The 15,083-nt window shown below is 66.9% G+C and carries 13 protein-coding genes; 3 read left to right on the top strand and 10 right to left on the bottom strand.

Annotated features, from left to right (window positions below; translation table 11 throughout):
* Nucleotides 1-10: 10 nt before the first annotated feature.
* Together HDC95_RS03115 and HDC95_RS03110 are read right to left on the bottom strand one after the other, a co-directional pair.
* Nucleotides 11-1,060 (bottom strand): 3-isopropylmalate dehydrogenase, encoded by a 1,050-nt coding sequence (locus tag HDC95_RS03115; protein WP_259061713.1) that lies wholly within the window; start codon nucleotides 1,058-1,060, stop codon nucleotides 11-13.
* Nucleotides 1,061-1,127: 67 nt separating this feature from the next.
* Nucleotides 1,128-2,660, bottom strand: coding sequence for an MFS transporter (locus HDC95_RS03110; protein ID WP_259061712.1), 1,533 nt, complete (start codon nucleotides 2,658-2,660; stop codon nucleotides 1,128-1,130).
* Between the two features lie 47 nt (nucleotides 2,661-2,707).
* Between HDC95_RS03110 and HDC95_RS03105 the strand changes: the two genes are divergently transcribed.
* Nucleotides 2,708-3,250, top strand: coding sequence for a TetR/AcrR family transcriptional regulator (locus tag HDC95_RS03105; RefSeq protein WP_259061711.1), 543 nt, complete (start codon nucleotides 2,708-2,710; stop codon nucleotides 3,248-3,250).
* 70 nt (nucleotides 3,251-3,320) lie between these two features.
* Here HDC95_RS03105 and serA read toward each other — a convergent pair whose 3' ends face one another.
* From serA to HDC95_RS03090, 3 genes are all read right to left on the bottom strand, one after another.
* Nucleotides 3,321-4,940 (bottom strand): phosphoglycerate dehydrogenase, encoded by a 1,620-nt coding sequence (serA, locus tag HDC95_RS03100; RefSeq protein ID WP_259061710.1) that lies wholly within the window; start codon nucleotides 4,938-4,940, stop codon nucleotides 3,321-3,323.
* Between the two features lie 127 nt (nucleotides 4,941-5,067).
* Complete coding sequence (locus HDC95_RS03095) at nucleotides 5,068-5,403, bottom strand: hypothetical protein (RefSeq protein ID WP_259061709.1); 336 nt, start codon at nucleotides 5,401-5,403, stop codon at nucleotides 5,068-5,070.
* Nucleotides 5,400-5,882, bottom strand: a complete 483-nt coding sequence (locus HDC95_RS03090; protein WP_259061708.1) for a hypothetical protein — start codon at nucleotides 5,880-5,882, stop codon at nucleotides 5,400-5,402. Before HDC95_RS03090 ends, HDC95_RS03095 begins: the two co-directional genes overlap by 4 nt.
* A 69-nt stretch (nucleotides 5,883-5,951) precedes the next feature.
* Here HDC95_RS03090 and HDC95_RS03085 point away from each other — a divergent pair, with 69 nt between their 5' ends.
* Nucleotides 5,952-6,890, top strand: coding sequence for a hypothetical protein (locus tag HDC95_RS03085; RefSeq protein ID WP_259061707.1), 939 nt, complete (start codon nucleotides 5,952-5,954; stop codon nucleotides 6,888-6,890).
* Nucleotides 6,891-6,892: 2 nt separating this feature from the next.
* Here the strand turns inward: HDC95_RS03085 and HDC95_RS03080 are convergent, their stop codons facing one another.
* Nucleotides 6,893-7,549, bottom strand: coding sequence for a GntR family transcriptional regulator (locus HDC95_RS03080; protein WP_259061706.1), 657 nt, complete (start codon nucleotides 7,547-7,549; stop codon nucleotides 6,893-6,895).
* Nucleotides 7,550-7,611: 62 nt separating this feature from the next.
* Here HDC95_RS03080 and HDC95_RS03075 point away from each other — a divergent pair, with 62 nt between their 5' ends.
* On the top strand, nucleotides 7,612-10,446 hold the full coding sequence (locus HDC95_RS03075) for an FAD-binding and (Fe-S)-binding domain-containing protein (protein ID WP_259061705.1): 2,835 nt from the start codon (nucleotides 7,612-7,614) through the stop codon (nucleotides 10,444-10,446).
* Here the strand turns inward: HDC95_RS03075 and HDC95_RS03070 are convergent.
* From HDC95_RS03070 to HDC95_RS03055, 4 genes are read right to left on the bottom strand one after another with little or no spacing between them, the layout of a single operon-like run.
* Entirely contained in the window at nucleotides 10,433-11,155 is a 723-nt protein-coding gene (locus tag HDC95_RS03070) for a copper homeostasis protein CutC (RefSeq protein WP_259061704.1), read from the bottom strand. The genes HDC95_RS03075 and HDC95_RS03070 overlap by 14 nt on opposite strands.
* Nucleotides 11,152-12,504: an alpha-L-fucosidase gene (locus tag HDC95_RS03065; RefSeq protein ID WP_259061703.1), complete on the bottom strand. Its 1,353-nt coding sequence runs from the start codon at nucleotides 12,502-12,504 to the stop codon at nucleotides 11,152-11,154. The genes HDC95_RS03070 and HDC95_RS03065 overlap by 4 nt, the downstream gene beginning before the upstream one ends.
* Nucleotides 12,498-14,039 (bottom strand): M81 family metallopeptidase, encoded by a 1,542-nt coding sequence (locus HDC95_RS03060; protein ID WP_310503232.1) that lies wholly within the window; start codon nucleotides 14,037-14,039, stop codon nucleotides 12,498-12,500. Before HDC95_RS03060 ends, HDC95_RS03065 begins: the two co-directional genes overlap by 7 nt.
* Before the next feature lie 29 nt (nucleotides 14,040-14,068).
* Entirely contained in the window at nucleotides 14,069-15,076 is a 1,008-nt protein-coding gene (locus HDC95_RS03055; RefSeq protein ID WP_259061701.1) for an ROK family protein, read from the bottom strand.
* Nucleotides 15,077-15,083: the final 7 nt, after the last annotated feature.

Below are 15,083 nucleotides of genomic sequence, written 5' to 3'. Positions count from 1 at the left end.
TGTCCTCAGACTACGCCGGGAGCCGTGCGATGATCGCGTCGCCCGTCTGGCTGGTGGTTCGAGAGCCGGCCCGTTCCGCGATGTCCGCTGCGATCGCGCGAGTGAGGCGATCGGATTCCTGCGTGAGCCCGAGGTGATCGAGCAGCAGTGCGACGGAGAGGATCGCGGCCGTGGGGTCGGCCTTCTGCTGGCCTGCGATGTCGGGCGCCGAACCATGAACGGGCTCGAACATCGAGGGGAACGTGCCGTCGGGGTTGATGTTGCCCGATGCGGCGAGGCCGATGCCACCGGTGACGGCGCCTGCCAGATCCGTGAGGATGTCACCGAAGAGGTTGTCGGTGACGATCACGTCGAAGCGGGAAGGGTTCGTGACCAGGAAGATCGTGGCTGCGTCGACGTGCAGATAGTCTACGGCCACATCCGGGTGCTCCTGCGCCACCTCGTCGACGATGCGCTGCCACATGCCGCCGGAGTGCACGAGCACGTTCGTCTTGTGCACGAGGGTGAGCTTCTGCCGTCGCCGTCCAGCCAACTCGAACGCATAGCGAACCACGCGCTCGATGCCGTAGGCGGTGTTCACGCTGGTCTCGTTGGCGATCTCATGCGGCGTTCCGACTCGGATGGCGCCGCCATTGCCCACGTAAGGTCCCTCAGTGCCCTCGCGAACGACCACGAAGTCCACGTCGCCGGGCGCGGCGAGCGGCCCCGGCGCGCCTGCGTAGAGCTTAGAAGGACGCAGGTTGACGTAGTGATCGAAGGTGAACCGCAGCTTCAGCAGCAGTCCGCGCTCGATGTTCGCGTCCTTCAACCGGGGGTCTCCCGGCGTTCCTCCGACAGCGCCCAGGATGATGGCGTCGTTCGCGCTGATCGCAGCAAGGTCCTCGTCGGTCAGCGTGTCGCCTGTCTCGAGGTATCGTGCGGCACCGAGCGAGAAGTGCGTCTTCTCGAAGGTGACTTCGCTGTCGGCGGTGACGGCGTCGAGCGCCTTCTCCGCCTCCGCGACGACCTCGGGACCGATACCGTCACCGGGGACGACGGCCAGCTTCACGACACGCGACATGATACTCCTTGCACCGGGATCGCCCTGGGCGCGAGAGCGCTCGGGCACGTATCGTCCAGCGTACTGGTCAGCGCGAAGCCTTCGTGCGCAGTGTGACAGCGGCGATCGTGCCGGCCGCCATCACGAGAACGGCGCCGATCACGGAGGTCACCATCACGCCGGAATCGAATGCGGATGCGGCGGCCTCCCACAGCGCGGATCCCAGCGGCCCTGGGAGATCCTGGAGTGCCGTGTACGCGCCGGCGAGCGTCTCCCGCGCAGCCAGTGCAAAGTCGGCGGGAACTCCCTCCGGAACCACGAGCGCAGAGCGGTAGAAGGCGGTGATGATGCCGCCGAGCACTGCCGTCCCCAGAACCGCGCCGAGCTCGTACGCGGTCTCCGAGACCGCGCTCGCCGCTCCCGCCTTAGCAGCGGGCGCGCTGGAGAGGATCAGCTCGTTCGAGATGGTCTCCGCTGCCCCGATGCCGATGCCGAGCACGACGAAGGCGAGGATCAGCGGAAGAGCGCCGTGGCCCACGGTCGTGAACGCGACGAGCAGGTACCCGACGACCGAGAACGCCAGTGCTGACGGAACGAGGATGTGGGGGTGGACGCGGCGCGAGATGGGAACGACGCTCAGACCTGCGACGATCACGGCGACCATGCCCGGCACCAGCGCCAGCCCCGCCACCATCGGCGAGAGCCCGAGAATCAGCTGCAGGTGCTGTGGCACGAAGTACAGGAATCCGACGAGCGCCACCACACTGAGCAGATTCACCAGGATTGCGCCGGAGAACGATCCACGGCGGAACAGCGCCATGTCGAGCATCGGCGTCTTCGCGCGCAGCTGGCGGCGCACGAACAGCCAGCCCATCGCGATCCCCAGCAGCGCCCAGAACACGGCAGAGACGCTGATGCCGTCGACAGCCACTGCCTTGATCGCGTAGACCACCGGGATCATGGTCGCCATCGACAGCGCGATGCTGATCGAATCGATCTTCCCCGGTGCCGGATCGCGGCTCTCCGGAACCAGCAGCGGTGCCGAGATCAGCAGAGGGATCAGCACCGGCACGGCGATGAGGAACACCGATCCCCAGGCGAAGTGCTCCAGAAGGAATCCTCCGACGATAGGGCCCAGCGCCGAGCCTGCGGAGAACGCCGACGCCCATACGGCGATCGCCATCCGCCGCTGGTCACGGTTCTGGAAGATCGAGCGCAGCAGCGACAGCGTCGACGGCATCAGCATCGCACCGAAGAATCCCAGCAGTGCACGCGCGACGATCAGAAGCGCCGCGGTGGGCGCGAATGCAGCGAGCACGGACACCGCAGCGAACCCGGTCGAGCCGATCAGCAGCATCCGACGGCGGCCGAATCTGTCGCCCAGTGTGCCCATGGTGACGAGGAGCCCGGCCAGCACCAGCGGATAGGCGTCGATGATCCACAGCTGCTCCGCGCCGGACGGGGCGAGGGCGATCGCGATCTCGGGTAGCGCGAAGCTCAGCACCGTGTTGTCGACAGAGACGAGCAGCACCGGCAGCATGAGCACGACGAGCGCCAGCCACGCCCGCACGCCCGCACGTGGCGCATTGATCCCGCTCGTCTCGACCCCGATCTGGGTCATCGCATCCTCTTCCGATAGTAAACCGTCCAGATGGTATAGTAACAGACATGGCCAGACCTCCCCTCGCTCGAGAGCGCGTGCTCGACGCCTTCGAGGAGATCCTGATCTCCTCGGGCGAGCGCACCGCGACCCTGGATGCGACGGCGAAGACTGCGGATGTCTCGAAGGGCGGATTGCTCTACCACTTCGCCTCCAAAGACGACCTCACAGCCGGCATGATCGAGCGATTGAAGCACCTCGTCGACGAGGACCTCGCAGATATGAGCCGCGCCCCAGACGGACCCGTCGCGTACTACGTGCGCACATCCGTGATGGAGAACGCCCCACTCGACCGCGCACTCATCGCCGTCTCACGTCTCGCACAGGGCGGCTCGAGCGCCGCCGGAGATGCGCTGCGTGAGACGCGCAGCAGCTGGGCTGATGCGATCCGCCCTCAGGTGCGCGATCAGGCCTCGCTTGACCTCGTGCTGCTCGTCGGGGACGGGCTCTACTTCAACAACTCGCTGGACGTGAACGGACCCGATCGACTCGTCCCGCGCGACCGAGAACTGAGTGCGCTCGTAGAACTCGTCGTGAGAGCGACCTCGTAGCGTCTCTTCCTTCACCGAACGCGAGACTGGTGAAGGACGGCTCGATCATGCCGACACCTGCCTCAGACGATCAGACCTCGGTGATCTCGATCGAGCGGATCACCTTCGCGTCGATGGCTTCGCCCACCTCTGCCAGCAGATCCTCCGGCACGCGCGAGTCGACCGTGAGTACGGTGAGCGCCTGGCCACCGGCTTCACGGCGCGCGACCTGCATACCGGCGATATTGATGCCGGCTTCGCCGAACTTCTGCCCGTAGACCGCGACGATCCCGGGGCGATCGGTGTACTGCATCACGATGTGATGCGTCTCGATCGGCACCTCTATGTCGTGCCCGTTGATGCCCACGATCTTCTGCACCAACCGCGTGCCGGCAAGCGTGCCTGCGACCGTCAGCACGGTGCCGTCGGCGAGAGCGCCGCGCAGCGTCGTCAGATTGCGGTACTCAGGGCTTTCCTTCTCGACGATCAGGCGCGCCTCGATGCCGCGCTGCTCGGCGAAGAGCGGTGCGTTCACGTACGAGACGTTCTCGCTGACGACGTTGGACAGCACGCCCTTGAGGGCAGCCAGACGATAGACGCTGACGTCGTAGTCGGCGAGTTCGCCGCGGACCTCGATGTCGAGGCTCGTCAGGGCCGAGGTGGTCAGGCCGCTGAAGACCTGGCCGAGCTTCTCCACGAGGGCGATGCCGGGGCGTACGAAAGGATCGATCACGCCGCCTGCGACATTGACCGCATCCGGAACCAGGTCGCCCTCGAGCGCGAGCTTGACAGAGCGAGCCACCGAGACGCCGGCCTTCTCCTGCGCCTCGTCGGTGGACGCCCCCAGGTGCGGGGTGACGATGACGTTGGGCAGATCCAGCAACTCACGCGCTGAGCTCCCCTCAGCCGGCGGCTCAGAGGTGAAGACGTCGAGGCCCGCGCCTGCGATCTCGCCGGCCACCAGCGCTTCGCGCAGCGCAGTCTCGTCGATCAGGCCGCCCCGGGCGACGTTGATGACGTAGGCGGACTTCTTCATGGCCTTGAACTGCTCGGCGCCGATCATTCCGGTGGTCTCCGGTGTCTTCGGCATGTGGATCGTGAGGAAGTCCACCTCGGCGACGAGCTCGTCGAGCGTGCGCAGCTCGACGCCGAGCTGCTGGGCGCGTGCGCTCGTGATGTAGGGATCGAAGGCGACGACCCTCATACCGAAGCCCTGCATACGGGCGGCGACCAGCGCACCGATCCGACCGAGGCCGACGATACCGAGAGTCTTCTCGAAGAGTTCGGTGCCCGTGTAGGCGCTGCGCTTCCACTGGCCGGCCGCGAGCGAAGCATGTGCGGCGGGCACGTGACGGGCGAGGCTGAGGACGTGGCCGCAGGTGAGCTCGGCAGCGGAGATGATGTTCGAGGTCGGCGCGTTCACGACCATGACGCCGGCCTTGGTGGATGCCTGGATGTCGACGTTGTCGAGTCCGACACCGGCACGTGCGACGACCTTGAGCTTCGGCGCGTGGCTCAGTGCCTCCGCGTCGATCTTCGTCGCAGAGCGCACGAGCACGGCATCAGCGTCCGCGAGCGACGAGAAGAGCGCCGCGCGATCCGTACCGTCGACCTGACGGACGTCGAAGTCGGGCCCGAGCGCCTCGATCGTGGCGGGCGAGAGAACTTCGGCAATGAGCACGACGGGCTTCGGCGCGGTTGTCTTCGGCACAGAGGATCCTTCGGGGTGAGCGTGAGTACGCGCGGGTGGGGATCGATGCGCCGCACACCGTCGGGGCGCGATCGTGTCAACCTTACCCGAGCGCGCACACCGTCCCGTGCCGTGTGACGCCGGGTGGTCAGGGCGAGAGGAACGAGGTGGTGAGCATGCTGAGTGCAGCCACGTTCATCCAGAACACAGCGACCAGTGCCAGCCCGGCGATCATGGCGATCGTGAGTTCGCCTGCGGTACGGCGCCGGCCGAGCGCGTACACAACGACGAACACCAGGATCGGGAACAGCACGGAGAAGATCAGTATGAACCACCCGTATGCGTTGATCCCGACGGGTGCCACGGTGAACACGTAGGCCAGGGCATTCCAGACCGCATAGGCGTAGAACAGCCCCGCGACGCCGACGATGACACTCTTCCACCGGCCGAGGGGCTGCCTCGAGGAAACGACGTTCTCGGTCATGCGCCCACCGCCCCGGTCATCACGAACGGCCACGGCACGAGCAGAAGCACACCGCCGAGGAGCCCGGCTACGCGCACCCAGGATGCCGAACTTCTGGTGAGTATCCACACCGCGCCGAACCAGAGCACGGGAGCGAGTACGGCGGCCCACAGGGCGATCTGGTACATCACGTCGGGTATGAGGAACATCGCGCTGCCATGCAGCGTGAGCCCACCGACAATCCAGCCGACGGTGTACAGCAGGTAGATGCCACCGACGATGCCGATCAGCAGCAGCATCGGCGTGCTGAGCGGCGGGCGCTCGGCCGGATCGCTGACTGTGCCGTCTTCTTCGATCCGCCCCACGGTCTCGCTGCGTCTGCCCACTGCTTTCCAGCCCCGCGGCAGCGCTGCCTTCTTCTCGGGTTCTGGCGCGGGTTTCTGCGTCGGCCGATCGTCATCGCCCTCCCAGGTGAGAGCGTCGTCAGCATCAGATGTCATGCCTCCAGCGTAGCGACGCCTCACCGCGACCGATATGCTCAGGGCGTTCACAGACAGAAGGGACTCACCGTGGCTGAGCGCAATGAGAAGGCCGTCGAATCATCGGCGACAGATGCTGACGGCACAGCCGCATCGGAGTGGAAGCCGACACTCGAGTCGAAGAAGAAGGCCACGACGCTGCGGTGGATCGCCGCCGTACTGTGGTTCGTCGCCATCGCGGCCGAGGCCGTGGCGATCTTCTGGCTTCTTCGTCAGCGGGAGTTCGTCGGCGAGGACGGCGGACTCGTCCGCAACCCCGACACCGGTCTTCTGGAGGAGCAGAACGTCACGGCGCAGTTCCCGCAGTGGGCGTTCATCACGCTCATCGTCGCACTCGTCGTGATCGCGGCACTGTCGATCATCGGTTCATTCCTCTGGAAGAAGGCGAACCGCCTCGACCCCGCGAAGAAGTCGGACACTGTGCGGTTCTTCGTGCAGAATCAGCTCGGCGCCATCATCGCCGTCGTCGCGTTCCTGCCGTTGATCATCCTCATTTTCCTGAACAAGGACATGGATAAAGGCCAGAAGACCACGGCCGGGATCATCGGCGTCGTCCTCGCCGTCGCGGCTGTCGCGCTCGGCATCGACTACAACCCGCCGTCGGTCGAGAAGTACACCGCCGACCAGTCGACCGTCATCCAGCTGCTCGGGCAGGATGAGGTCGTATGGGTCGATGGCGGTGCGGTCTATCACGTCTGCGACGAGGTGTCGGACATCCAGACCGGCAGCGAGAAGCGCACCGGCACCACCGCCGAGGCTATCGAGGCCGGCAAGATCCGGCTCACTCTGAAGTTCGCGTCGGAACTGAACACCTGCGGCCTGGCAGTGCCGGAGAACGCCGATGAGATCGCGGATGCCCTGCGCGCGATCCAGGGCGGCGCCACCGACACGCTGCTGCCTGCTCCGGTCTGGGCGGACCCGGCCGACGCTCCGATCCAGGTGGAGGATGCTGACACGGAAACCGAGTAGTCCTACTCCCCCGCTGCCTCCACGAGGCGTTCTTCGGCCGAACGTAGGTGTGCGGCCAGCAGCTCGGCCGCTCGATCGCCGTCACCGATGGCGACAGCATCCAGAATCTCGGCGTGTTGCCCGGCGATGACCTCGGCGTCGAGAAGTCGCCTGCCCTGCACCTGCGCCATGCACAGGCGCACTTCGTCGAGCACGCTGCGGTACATGCGTGAGGTGCGCTCGCTGGCGATGCCGTCGATCAGCGCGGTGTGGAAGCGAAGGTCGGGATCTACCGTCTCCGGGCTCGGCCCCGCCGGCATCCGCAGCATCTCCGCATTGGCGTCGGCGGCACCCGCCGGCACCGTCCTCACCGCAGCGAGTTCCCGCAGAGCAGCGCTCTCCAGTCTCGTGCGGGTGCGGTAGACATCGCGCACCATCTCCGCGTCGATCGCAACGACGCGCGCGCTGCGGTGCGCAGTGCGAATGAGCAATCCGGAGGCGACGAGCTGCTCGATGGCGGCTTTCGCGCTCGGCCTGGCCACGCCGAACAGGTCCGACACCTTCGCCTCGGTGAGCGCCGTGTGTCCGGCGATCTCCCCTGCAAGGATCCGCGCACGCAGTCGGCGGGTGACGGCGTCGACGATGCCGACGACACCGAGTGAACGATCCTCGAGGGTCATGTCATCCAGCCTAAACGAGACTATACTCTCCAGTATTCTTGTCAGACAATATTAGGAGCCTCGTGTCGACGACACTCGCGCATCCGCTGGACACTGCACTGCTGGGCACGACCACCACGCTCAGTTCCCGCTCGATCGACCGCTTTGCGCGCGCTCACGATGCATCGCACTATCTGCTCATCCCGGATGCCGTTCTGACACCCGCTGATGCCACCGGTGTGGCCGATGCTTTCGCCGCGGTGCGCGCTGCCGGCCGCACGCTGACGTTCCGATCCGGGGGCACGAGTCTGTCCGGCCAGGCCGTCTCCGGCGACATCCTGGTGGACACCCGCAGTCACTTCCGCGACGTCCGCATCGAAGACGACGGGCGCTCGGTTCGCCTCGGTCCAGGAGCGACCGTCCGCCAGGTCAACACCCGGCTCGCCCGGTACCGGCGCAAGCTCGGACCTGACCCGGCGAGCGAGATCGCATGCACGATCGGCGGTGTGATCGCGAACAACTCCAGCGGTATGGCGTGCGGCGTGACAGAGAACTCGTATCAGACCATCGAGTCGCTGCTCCTGGTGCTGCCGAGCGGCACGATCCTCGACACCGGCGCACCAGATGCGCTGTCACAGCTGCAGGCTGCGGAACCGGACATCGCCGACGGTCTGCGCGCGCTTCGCGAGCGTCTGCTCGGCTCCCCCGACGATGCGGCATTCATCCGACGACAGTTCTCGATGAAGAACACGATGGGATATGGGCTCAACGCCCTTCTCGACTTCGACGACCCCGTGCGCATTCTCGAGCACCTGGTGATCGGCTCCGAGGGGACCCTGGCGTTCGTCGCCGAAGCCCGTTTCCGCACTATCGAGATCCGCCCGCAGATCGCGACGGGACTGCTCGTGTTCGAGACCCTCGCCGACGCCATGGCGGCGCTGCCTGGCCTCGTGGCCCAGGGCCTCGCGACGATCGAGCTGATGGATGCGGCATCTCTCCGCGTCGCGCAGGGACTCAGCGACGTGCCGACTGCGATCGCAGGGATCGATGTGCACGACCACGCTGCTCTGCTCGTCGAGGTGCACGCATCCAGCGCCGAGGAGTTCGCGACGGCAAGCGATGGCGCCATCGGGGAGTTCGCAACCCTACCGCTTGCCGCCCCGCCGACCCTCACGACCGATGCCGGCGAGCGGGCGTCGCTGTGGACGGTGCGCAAGGGCCTCTACACGGCGGTGGCCGGTGCTCGCCCTTCCGGCACCACTGCGCTGCTCGAAGACATCGTGGTCCCGGTGGACCGGCTGCTCACCACGTGCGAGCAGCTCATCGCACTGTTCGCGAAGCATGACTATGAAGGCTCGGTGATCTTCGGCCACGCCAAGGACGGCAACGTCCACTTCCTGCTCAATGAGCGTTTCGACGATCCCGCGAGCGTCGCGCGATACCGCCTCTTCACCGCGGATCTCGTCGATCTCGTGCTGGCACAGGGCGGATCGCTCAAAGCCGAACACGGCACGGGGCGGATCATGGCGCCGTTCGTCAGACGTCAGTACGGCGATTTCCTCACCGACATCATGTGGGACATCAAACGTCTGATCGACCCGGACGGCATCCTGAATCCGGGCGTAGTGCTCTCCGATGATGCCGAGTCGTATCTGCAGGATCTCAAGCGCGTGCCGACCGTCGAGAGCGAGGTGGACCGCTGTGTGGAATGCGGCTACTGCGAGCCGACCTGCCCCAGCAAGGACATCACGCTCACGCCGCGTCAGCGCATCGTCCTGCGTCGTGACATGGCGTGGGCGGAGGAGCAGGGCGACACCGAGCTGCTGAACGAACTGCGCGCCGACTACGACTATGAGGGTGTGCAGACCTGCGCCGTCGACGGAATGTGCGGCGTCGCGTGCCCCGTCGACATCAACACCGGCGATCTGGTGCGCCGACTGCGCGCCGAGGAGGCTTCGAAGATCGAGGACGGCATCTGGGATGCTGCGGCGAGGGGATGGAGTGCGGTGACCCGCATCGGCGGGATGGCGCTGACTGTCGCGGATGCGCTGCCCGCCCCTCTCGTCACGGGTGTCACCCAGCTGGGCCGCGCCGTACTCGGCGCGGACACGATGCCGCTCTACGACGCCGGGCTCCCCCGCGGCGGCACGAAGGCGCCGCGGCCCACGACGCCTGCCGACGCGCAAGCTGTGTTCTTCGGCGCATGCATCGGCACGATGTTCGGTCCGGAGGGCGACGGTCACGGATCGCGTGAAGCACTGGGTACCCTGCTGGATCGTGCCGGCATCCCTGTCGTCATCCCGGAAGACGCAGGTGGACTGTGCTGCGGTACGCCGTGGAAGTCGAAGGGACATCTGTCCGGTTACGACCGGATGACCCGACGTGTGCTCGCATCGCTCTGGGAAGCAAGTCGCGGTGGGGAGCTGCCGGTGGTGTGCGACGCGGCCTCCTGCACCGAGGGACTGCACGTGATGCTGTCGAAGTCGGTGGCCGAGTACCCGGAGTACGCCGGGCTCCGCATCGAGGATGCCACCACCTATGTCGCCCGGGAGGTGCTGCCCCGCCTCACGGTGACCTCGAAACTGGACTCGATCGCGGTGCACCCCACGTGCTCCACGACAGCGCTCGGGGCGACCGGCGCGCTCACGGCGCTCGCCTCAGCTGTGGCAGCAGAGGTCTATGTCCCGGAGGGTTGGGGATGCTGCGCCTTCGCCGGCGACCGAGGGATGCTGCACCCGGAGCTGTCCGAGAGCGCCACGGCCGTCGAATCCGCCGAGGTGTCGGCTGCAGATGCCGAGCGCGACGGCTTCGACGCATTCGTGTCGGCGAACCGGACCTGCGAGATCGGCATGACTCGGGCGACCGGCAAACCCTACCGACACGTGATCGAGGTGCTGGAGGAGCTCACCCGCCCCTGACAGCGTGCGTCGCGGCGGCCACGAGCGAAGAATCAGTGACGTCGAAGCCGGTGTCACCGCCGCCGGGTCCGCTCGGTGCCGTGTTCGCCGACCGACTGCGCGCGGAGAGGTGCACGGCGTCGACGCCGGCTCCCACCAGTTCTGGAATGTCCTCGATGCGCACACCGCCGCCGGCCATGATCTGCAGCCGCCCCGCCGACTGCCGAGCAAGCGCTGCAAGCACATCGATTCCGTCGATGCTGCGCGCGGCACCGCCAGAGGTCAATATGCGATCCACACCGAGCACCGCGAGCTCATCGAGGATCGCAGCGGGATCGGCGAGCGTGTCGATCGCACGGTGGAAGACGAACTCGGCATCGCCGGCGGCATCCTTCCATCGGCGCAGCGCGTCGCGATCGACACCTCCGTCGGGAAGGAGAGCGCCGACGACGATGCCGCCCGCACCACGGCGGACGCAGTCACGGATGTCGGCGCTGACAAGGGCGATCTCCTCCGCGGCGTACACGAATCCACCCGGACGAGGGCGCACGAGGACGGCGACACGGGTTCCGTCGCCCGCCGCCTCGCACACCGCGTCTATCGTGCCGGACGACGGCGTCAGACCGCCTGTCTCGGCAAGCGCCTGACACAGCTCGACGCGGTCAGCGCCGTTCTCGAACGCCGTCCGCGCGCCCGAGGCGTCCTGAACGGCGATCTCGACGGCGATCATGGGCGCGGAACCGTGAACACCGCCACCGGCTGTGCGCGCAGCGCGTCAGGGATCGCCACGATCGAGGTGCCGTCCTGGCGGGCGCTCACGTCGACAGTAGCGCCGTCCGCCCAACGGGCATCGCCAGCGCTTGCCAACTCGGCCGGCAATGCCAGTTCGCCGACGCCCGGATCCAGAGCATGCACATGCACGCCGGCATCCGACTGCGTATAACGACGCGGAGCGCCGACCTCCTCGCCGAAGCGGATCCACGGGCGGGTGCCGTAGACGGCTTCGCCGTTGACGCTCAGCCATGCGCCGAGCTCGCGCATCGTGGCCCGTTGCAGCTCGGGGATCGAGCCGTCGGCAGCGGGTCCGACGTTGATTAGGAGGTTTCCGTTCTTGGAGACGACGTCGACCAGCATCCGGATGAGTTCGGGACCGGAGAGCGTGTGGCTGTCGTCTTCGGCCTGGTTGAAGCCGAATGAGTAGCCGAGGCCGCGCGTGGACTCCCACGGCTCAGGCAGGATCTCGTCCACGTGGGTGTATTCACGGGTGAGGTACCCGTGGTACGGAACTCCCCAGCGATCGTTGACGACGCCATCGGGCTTCGCGTCGAAGTAGCGCGACAGCAGTGCTGCCACGGCGTGATCATCGCGTCCCTTGCCGCCGTCCGGCCACTCGATGTCGTTCCACAGCACGTCAGGGGCGAAGCGCTGGATGAGCTCGTCCAGCTGCGCAGCCGAATACCGAGCGAATGCGTCATCGTTGCGCCGGAATCGGAACAGATCGGTGTCGGACTCGATCGGTGGGAAGTCGCTCACGTGCCAGTCCAGCGCGCCGGAGTAGTACACCCCGAAACGCGCGCCGGCCCGCCGCGCGGCATCGTGGAACTCGGAGATCAAGTCGCGACGCGGGCCACGCGCGGCGGAGTTGAAGCCTGTCGTCTGCGTGTCCCAGAGGCAGAACCCCTCGTGGTGTTTGGTCGTGGGGACGATGTACTTGGCTCCTGCACCGATCAGCTCGCCGACGAACGCATCCGCATCGAAAGCCGACGCATCCCAGAGGTCGGCGAGGTCCTCGTACGAGCGACCCGGCCCGTAGAGCTCCTGATGCCGCTGCCACGTCGGGCTCCCGGTGATCCGCACCGTGTTGCCGTACCACTCCGCGTACTGGTGCCATGCATAGGAGTCCTCGGTCGGGACGCCGCCCTCCGGATGAGCCACTGCCCATGCGGGCACGGAGTACAGACCCCAGTGCACGAAGAAGCCGAGTTTCGCATCGCGGAACCACTCGGGCACAGCGTTGCTCGGGTATGTCGGCGCCGCGGAACCGAGGTCCGGTCCGGTGCGCTTCTCGAAGTTCAGCATGCGTGTGACTCCTCTCCACGACGGCCGACGACCGCTGTGAGCGCCGGACTTCCGGCGGGGTCGAACGGGTAGACGCCGGCGGCGAGGTGGCGGTGTCCGAGCCGCAGAAGGTCCTGGTCGACGCCGCCGGGCGTGAGCGCCAGCGTCCAATCCGCCGCCAGGTCGTACAGCTCCGGCTCGAGGTAGCCGATCTTCACGACGACGATGTCGGCGTTCTCGGGGTCGAGACCGAGCATGCGGAAATCATCGAGGCGATGGAACGGCTTGCGTCGCTGGGTGATGATCGTGTGGAGCCCGCCGACGGCGATGACCACCTGGGTGCCGGCATCAAGATCGCCGTCGGTGATCGAGAAGATCTGGCCGGTGATCTGCAGAGGGCCGCGCGGCCCGTCATCGACGCGTGCGCCGGCTGTGAGAGTGACGGTCTCCCCCACGCCGGCCTGGACGGCGGCAGCGACGGCCTCGCTGTCGAAGATGGATGCCACGAGCGTCATGCGCGTGCCGTCGACGAGCTCCGTCCGCTCGAGAAGCTCGCCGAGCGTCCAGGTCACATCCCCTGCTCCGCCGGCGGTCGGATTGTCTCCGGAATCCGAGATCACATACGGACGCGCGGCGTCGGCACTGAGTGCCTTGGCCAGCGCGCCGTCCAACGTGGCGGTCTCCGCCACGAACACGAAGTCCTCTCGCGCATCCCAGAACATCCGCGCCACACGCTCGGATTCGCGGGTGATGACCTCCCGGTCGTCGCCGGTGACCACCACATAGGCTTGGCACCGGGGCTCATCCGCCCATGCGTAGCCGATCCACACCGATGCATCCACCACGCCGTCGAGCTTCTCGATCTCTGGCAGTTGCGCATAGATGCCGCGCGCCGGCTCCAGGCGCGTACTGGTCTTCTCGCCGGGGAGAAGGACCGGCACCGGTACCCACGCCTTCAGCGGGCGACGGCGCAGCGGATCGCCGCCGTCCGCACCGCGTAGGCGCGCGAGAAGGCTGTGGACCGCGCGTTCTTTGGTGTTCAGCCAGTCCTCGTGCGGCGCCATCCGGTAGCACGTGAGGAGATCGACTTCGTCGCGGAGCGCTTCAGAGACGTTACCATGCAGATCCATCGACGTGGAGATCAGGGTGTCTGGTCCCAGTGCGTTGCGCACGGCACGGGCGAGATCGCCTTCAGCATCCACCATTCCGATGACACTCATGGCGCCGTGGATGTCGAAGAAGAAGCCGTCGAACGGCCCCTGTTCACGGATACCCGCGACGATGGCGTCCTTCATCCGCCGGTACGTGCCGGGGTCGACCGCGCCGCCGGGAAGAGACCGGCCATGCACGAGCGGCACCCACTCCGCGGCATCGGCGAGTTCCCGCCCTGCGTCGAGGAACGGGTAGTACGCGCGCAGTTCGGCTCCGGTGCGGACGGTGAACGCCTCGTCTCCCGAAACATGCGGTGAGAATGTGCTCGATTCGATGGAGATGCCGCCGATGCCGATGCGGGGCCGGGCGAGCCCGCCTTCAGCGATGGGGCTCAGCGGCCCCATCCAGATCTGGTGTGCGTCCGGTCGTGCGTTCACGCCGCTTCTCCTTCGAGGACAGGTGTTCGTGTGGTGTGCCCTTGGGCGTTGAAGAATGCGCGACGCGCGGCGGCGGCCGCGCCGAGGGCGACCGCATCCGCGCCCAGCGTCGCTCGTTCTATCGTCATGGCGACCCCTGAGACGGGTGAGTCGGTGGCGAGCGTCGCATCGATGGCGGGCTGCAGCAGATCCCAGGCATGTACCACGCCGCCGCCGACCACTGCTGTATCCAGGTCGAGGATGCCGGCTGCGCTCACGCAGGCGAGGGCGAGGGCGCGCCCTGCGTCCGCGAACACGGCGGCGGCGATCCGATCGCCGGCTCTGGCGCGATCGGCGACCTCTCTGGCAGACAGTTCCGGCTCACCCGCACGCTCCGCGTAGCGCAGGTTGATGGATGTTCCGGAAGCCAGTGTCTCGAGATGTCCGACCTGACCGCAGGTGCACCGCAGATCGCTGTATCCCGGGGTATGTCCGATCTCCCCTGCAGCGCCATGCGGTCCATGGCGGAGTTGACCGTCGAGGACGAGAGCACCTCCGACACCGGTTCCCAGCATGACACCGAGAACGTCCGTTCCGGAGGCCGATCCATGATCCAGTTCACCCAGCAGGAACGCGTTGACATCGTTCTCGACGCGGACGGGGACGTCGAGCCGAGCGGTCAGCTCCGGGCCGAGGGGGAAACCCGCCCAATCGACGAACATCTCGGAGGCCGCCCTGACCGTTCCGCTTTCGTGGTCGATGACTCCCGCTGCTCCGACACCGACAGCACGGATCGTGAGCCCGGCTTCGTCGGAGAGCTGCATCGCAAGGGAGGCCGCGACGTCCGCCATCGCGATTCCCCCCTGCTGGGCTGGAGCCGGCACGACGCCGCGCGCGACGATGGCGCCGTGGTCGTCGATCAGCAGCGCTGCGATCTTCGTCCCCCCGATGTCGAGGCCGAGTACGGCCGCGCCCTCGGATGGGGTGCGTGCAACGGGCATGGTGGTTCCCTGTTCCTTGGTCATGGTCGAA

The organism is Microbacterium sp. AK031, from assembly GCF_024807145.1.
Classification (GTDB): domain Bacteria; phylum Actinomycetota; class Actinomycetes; order Actinomycetales; family Microbacteriaceae; genus Microbacterium.
The sequence above is the reverse complement of the archived record's forward strand: the minus strand, read 5'-3'. Positions and strand labels throughout refer to the sequence as shown.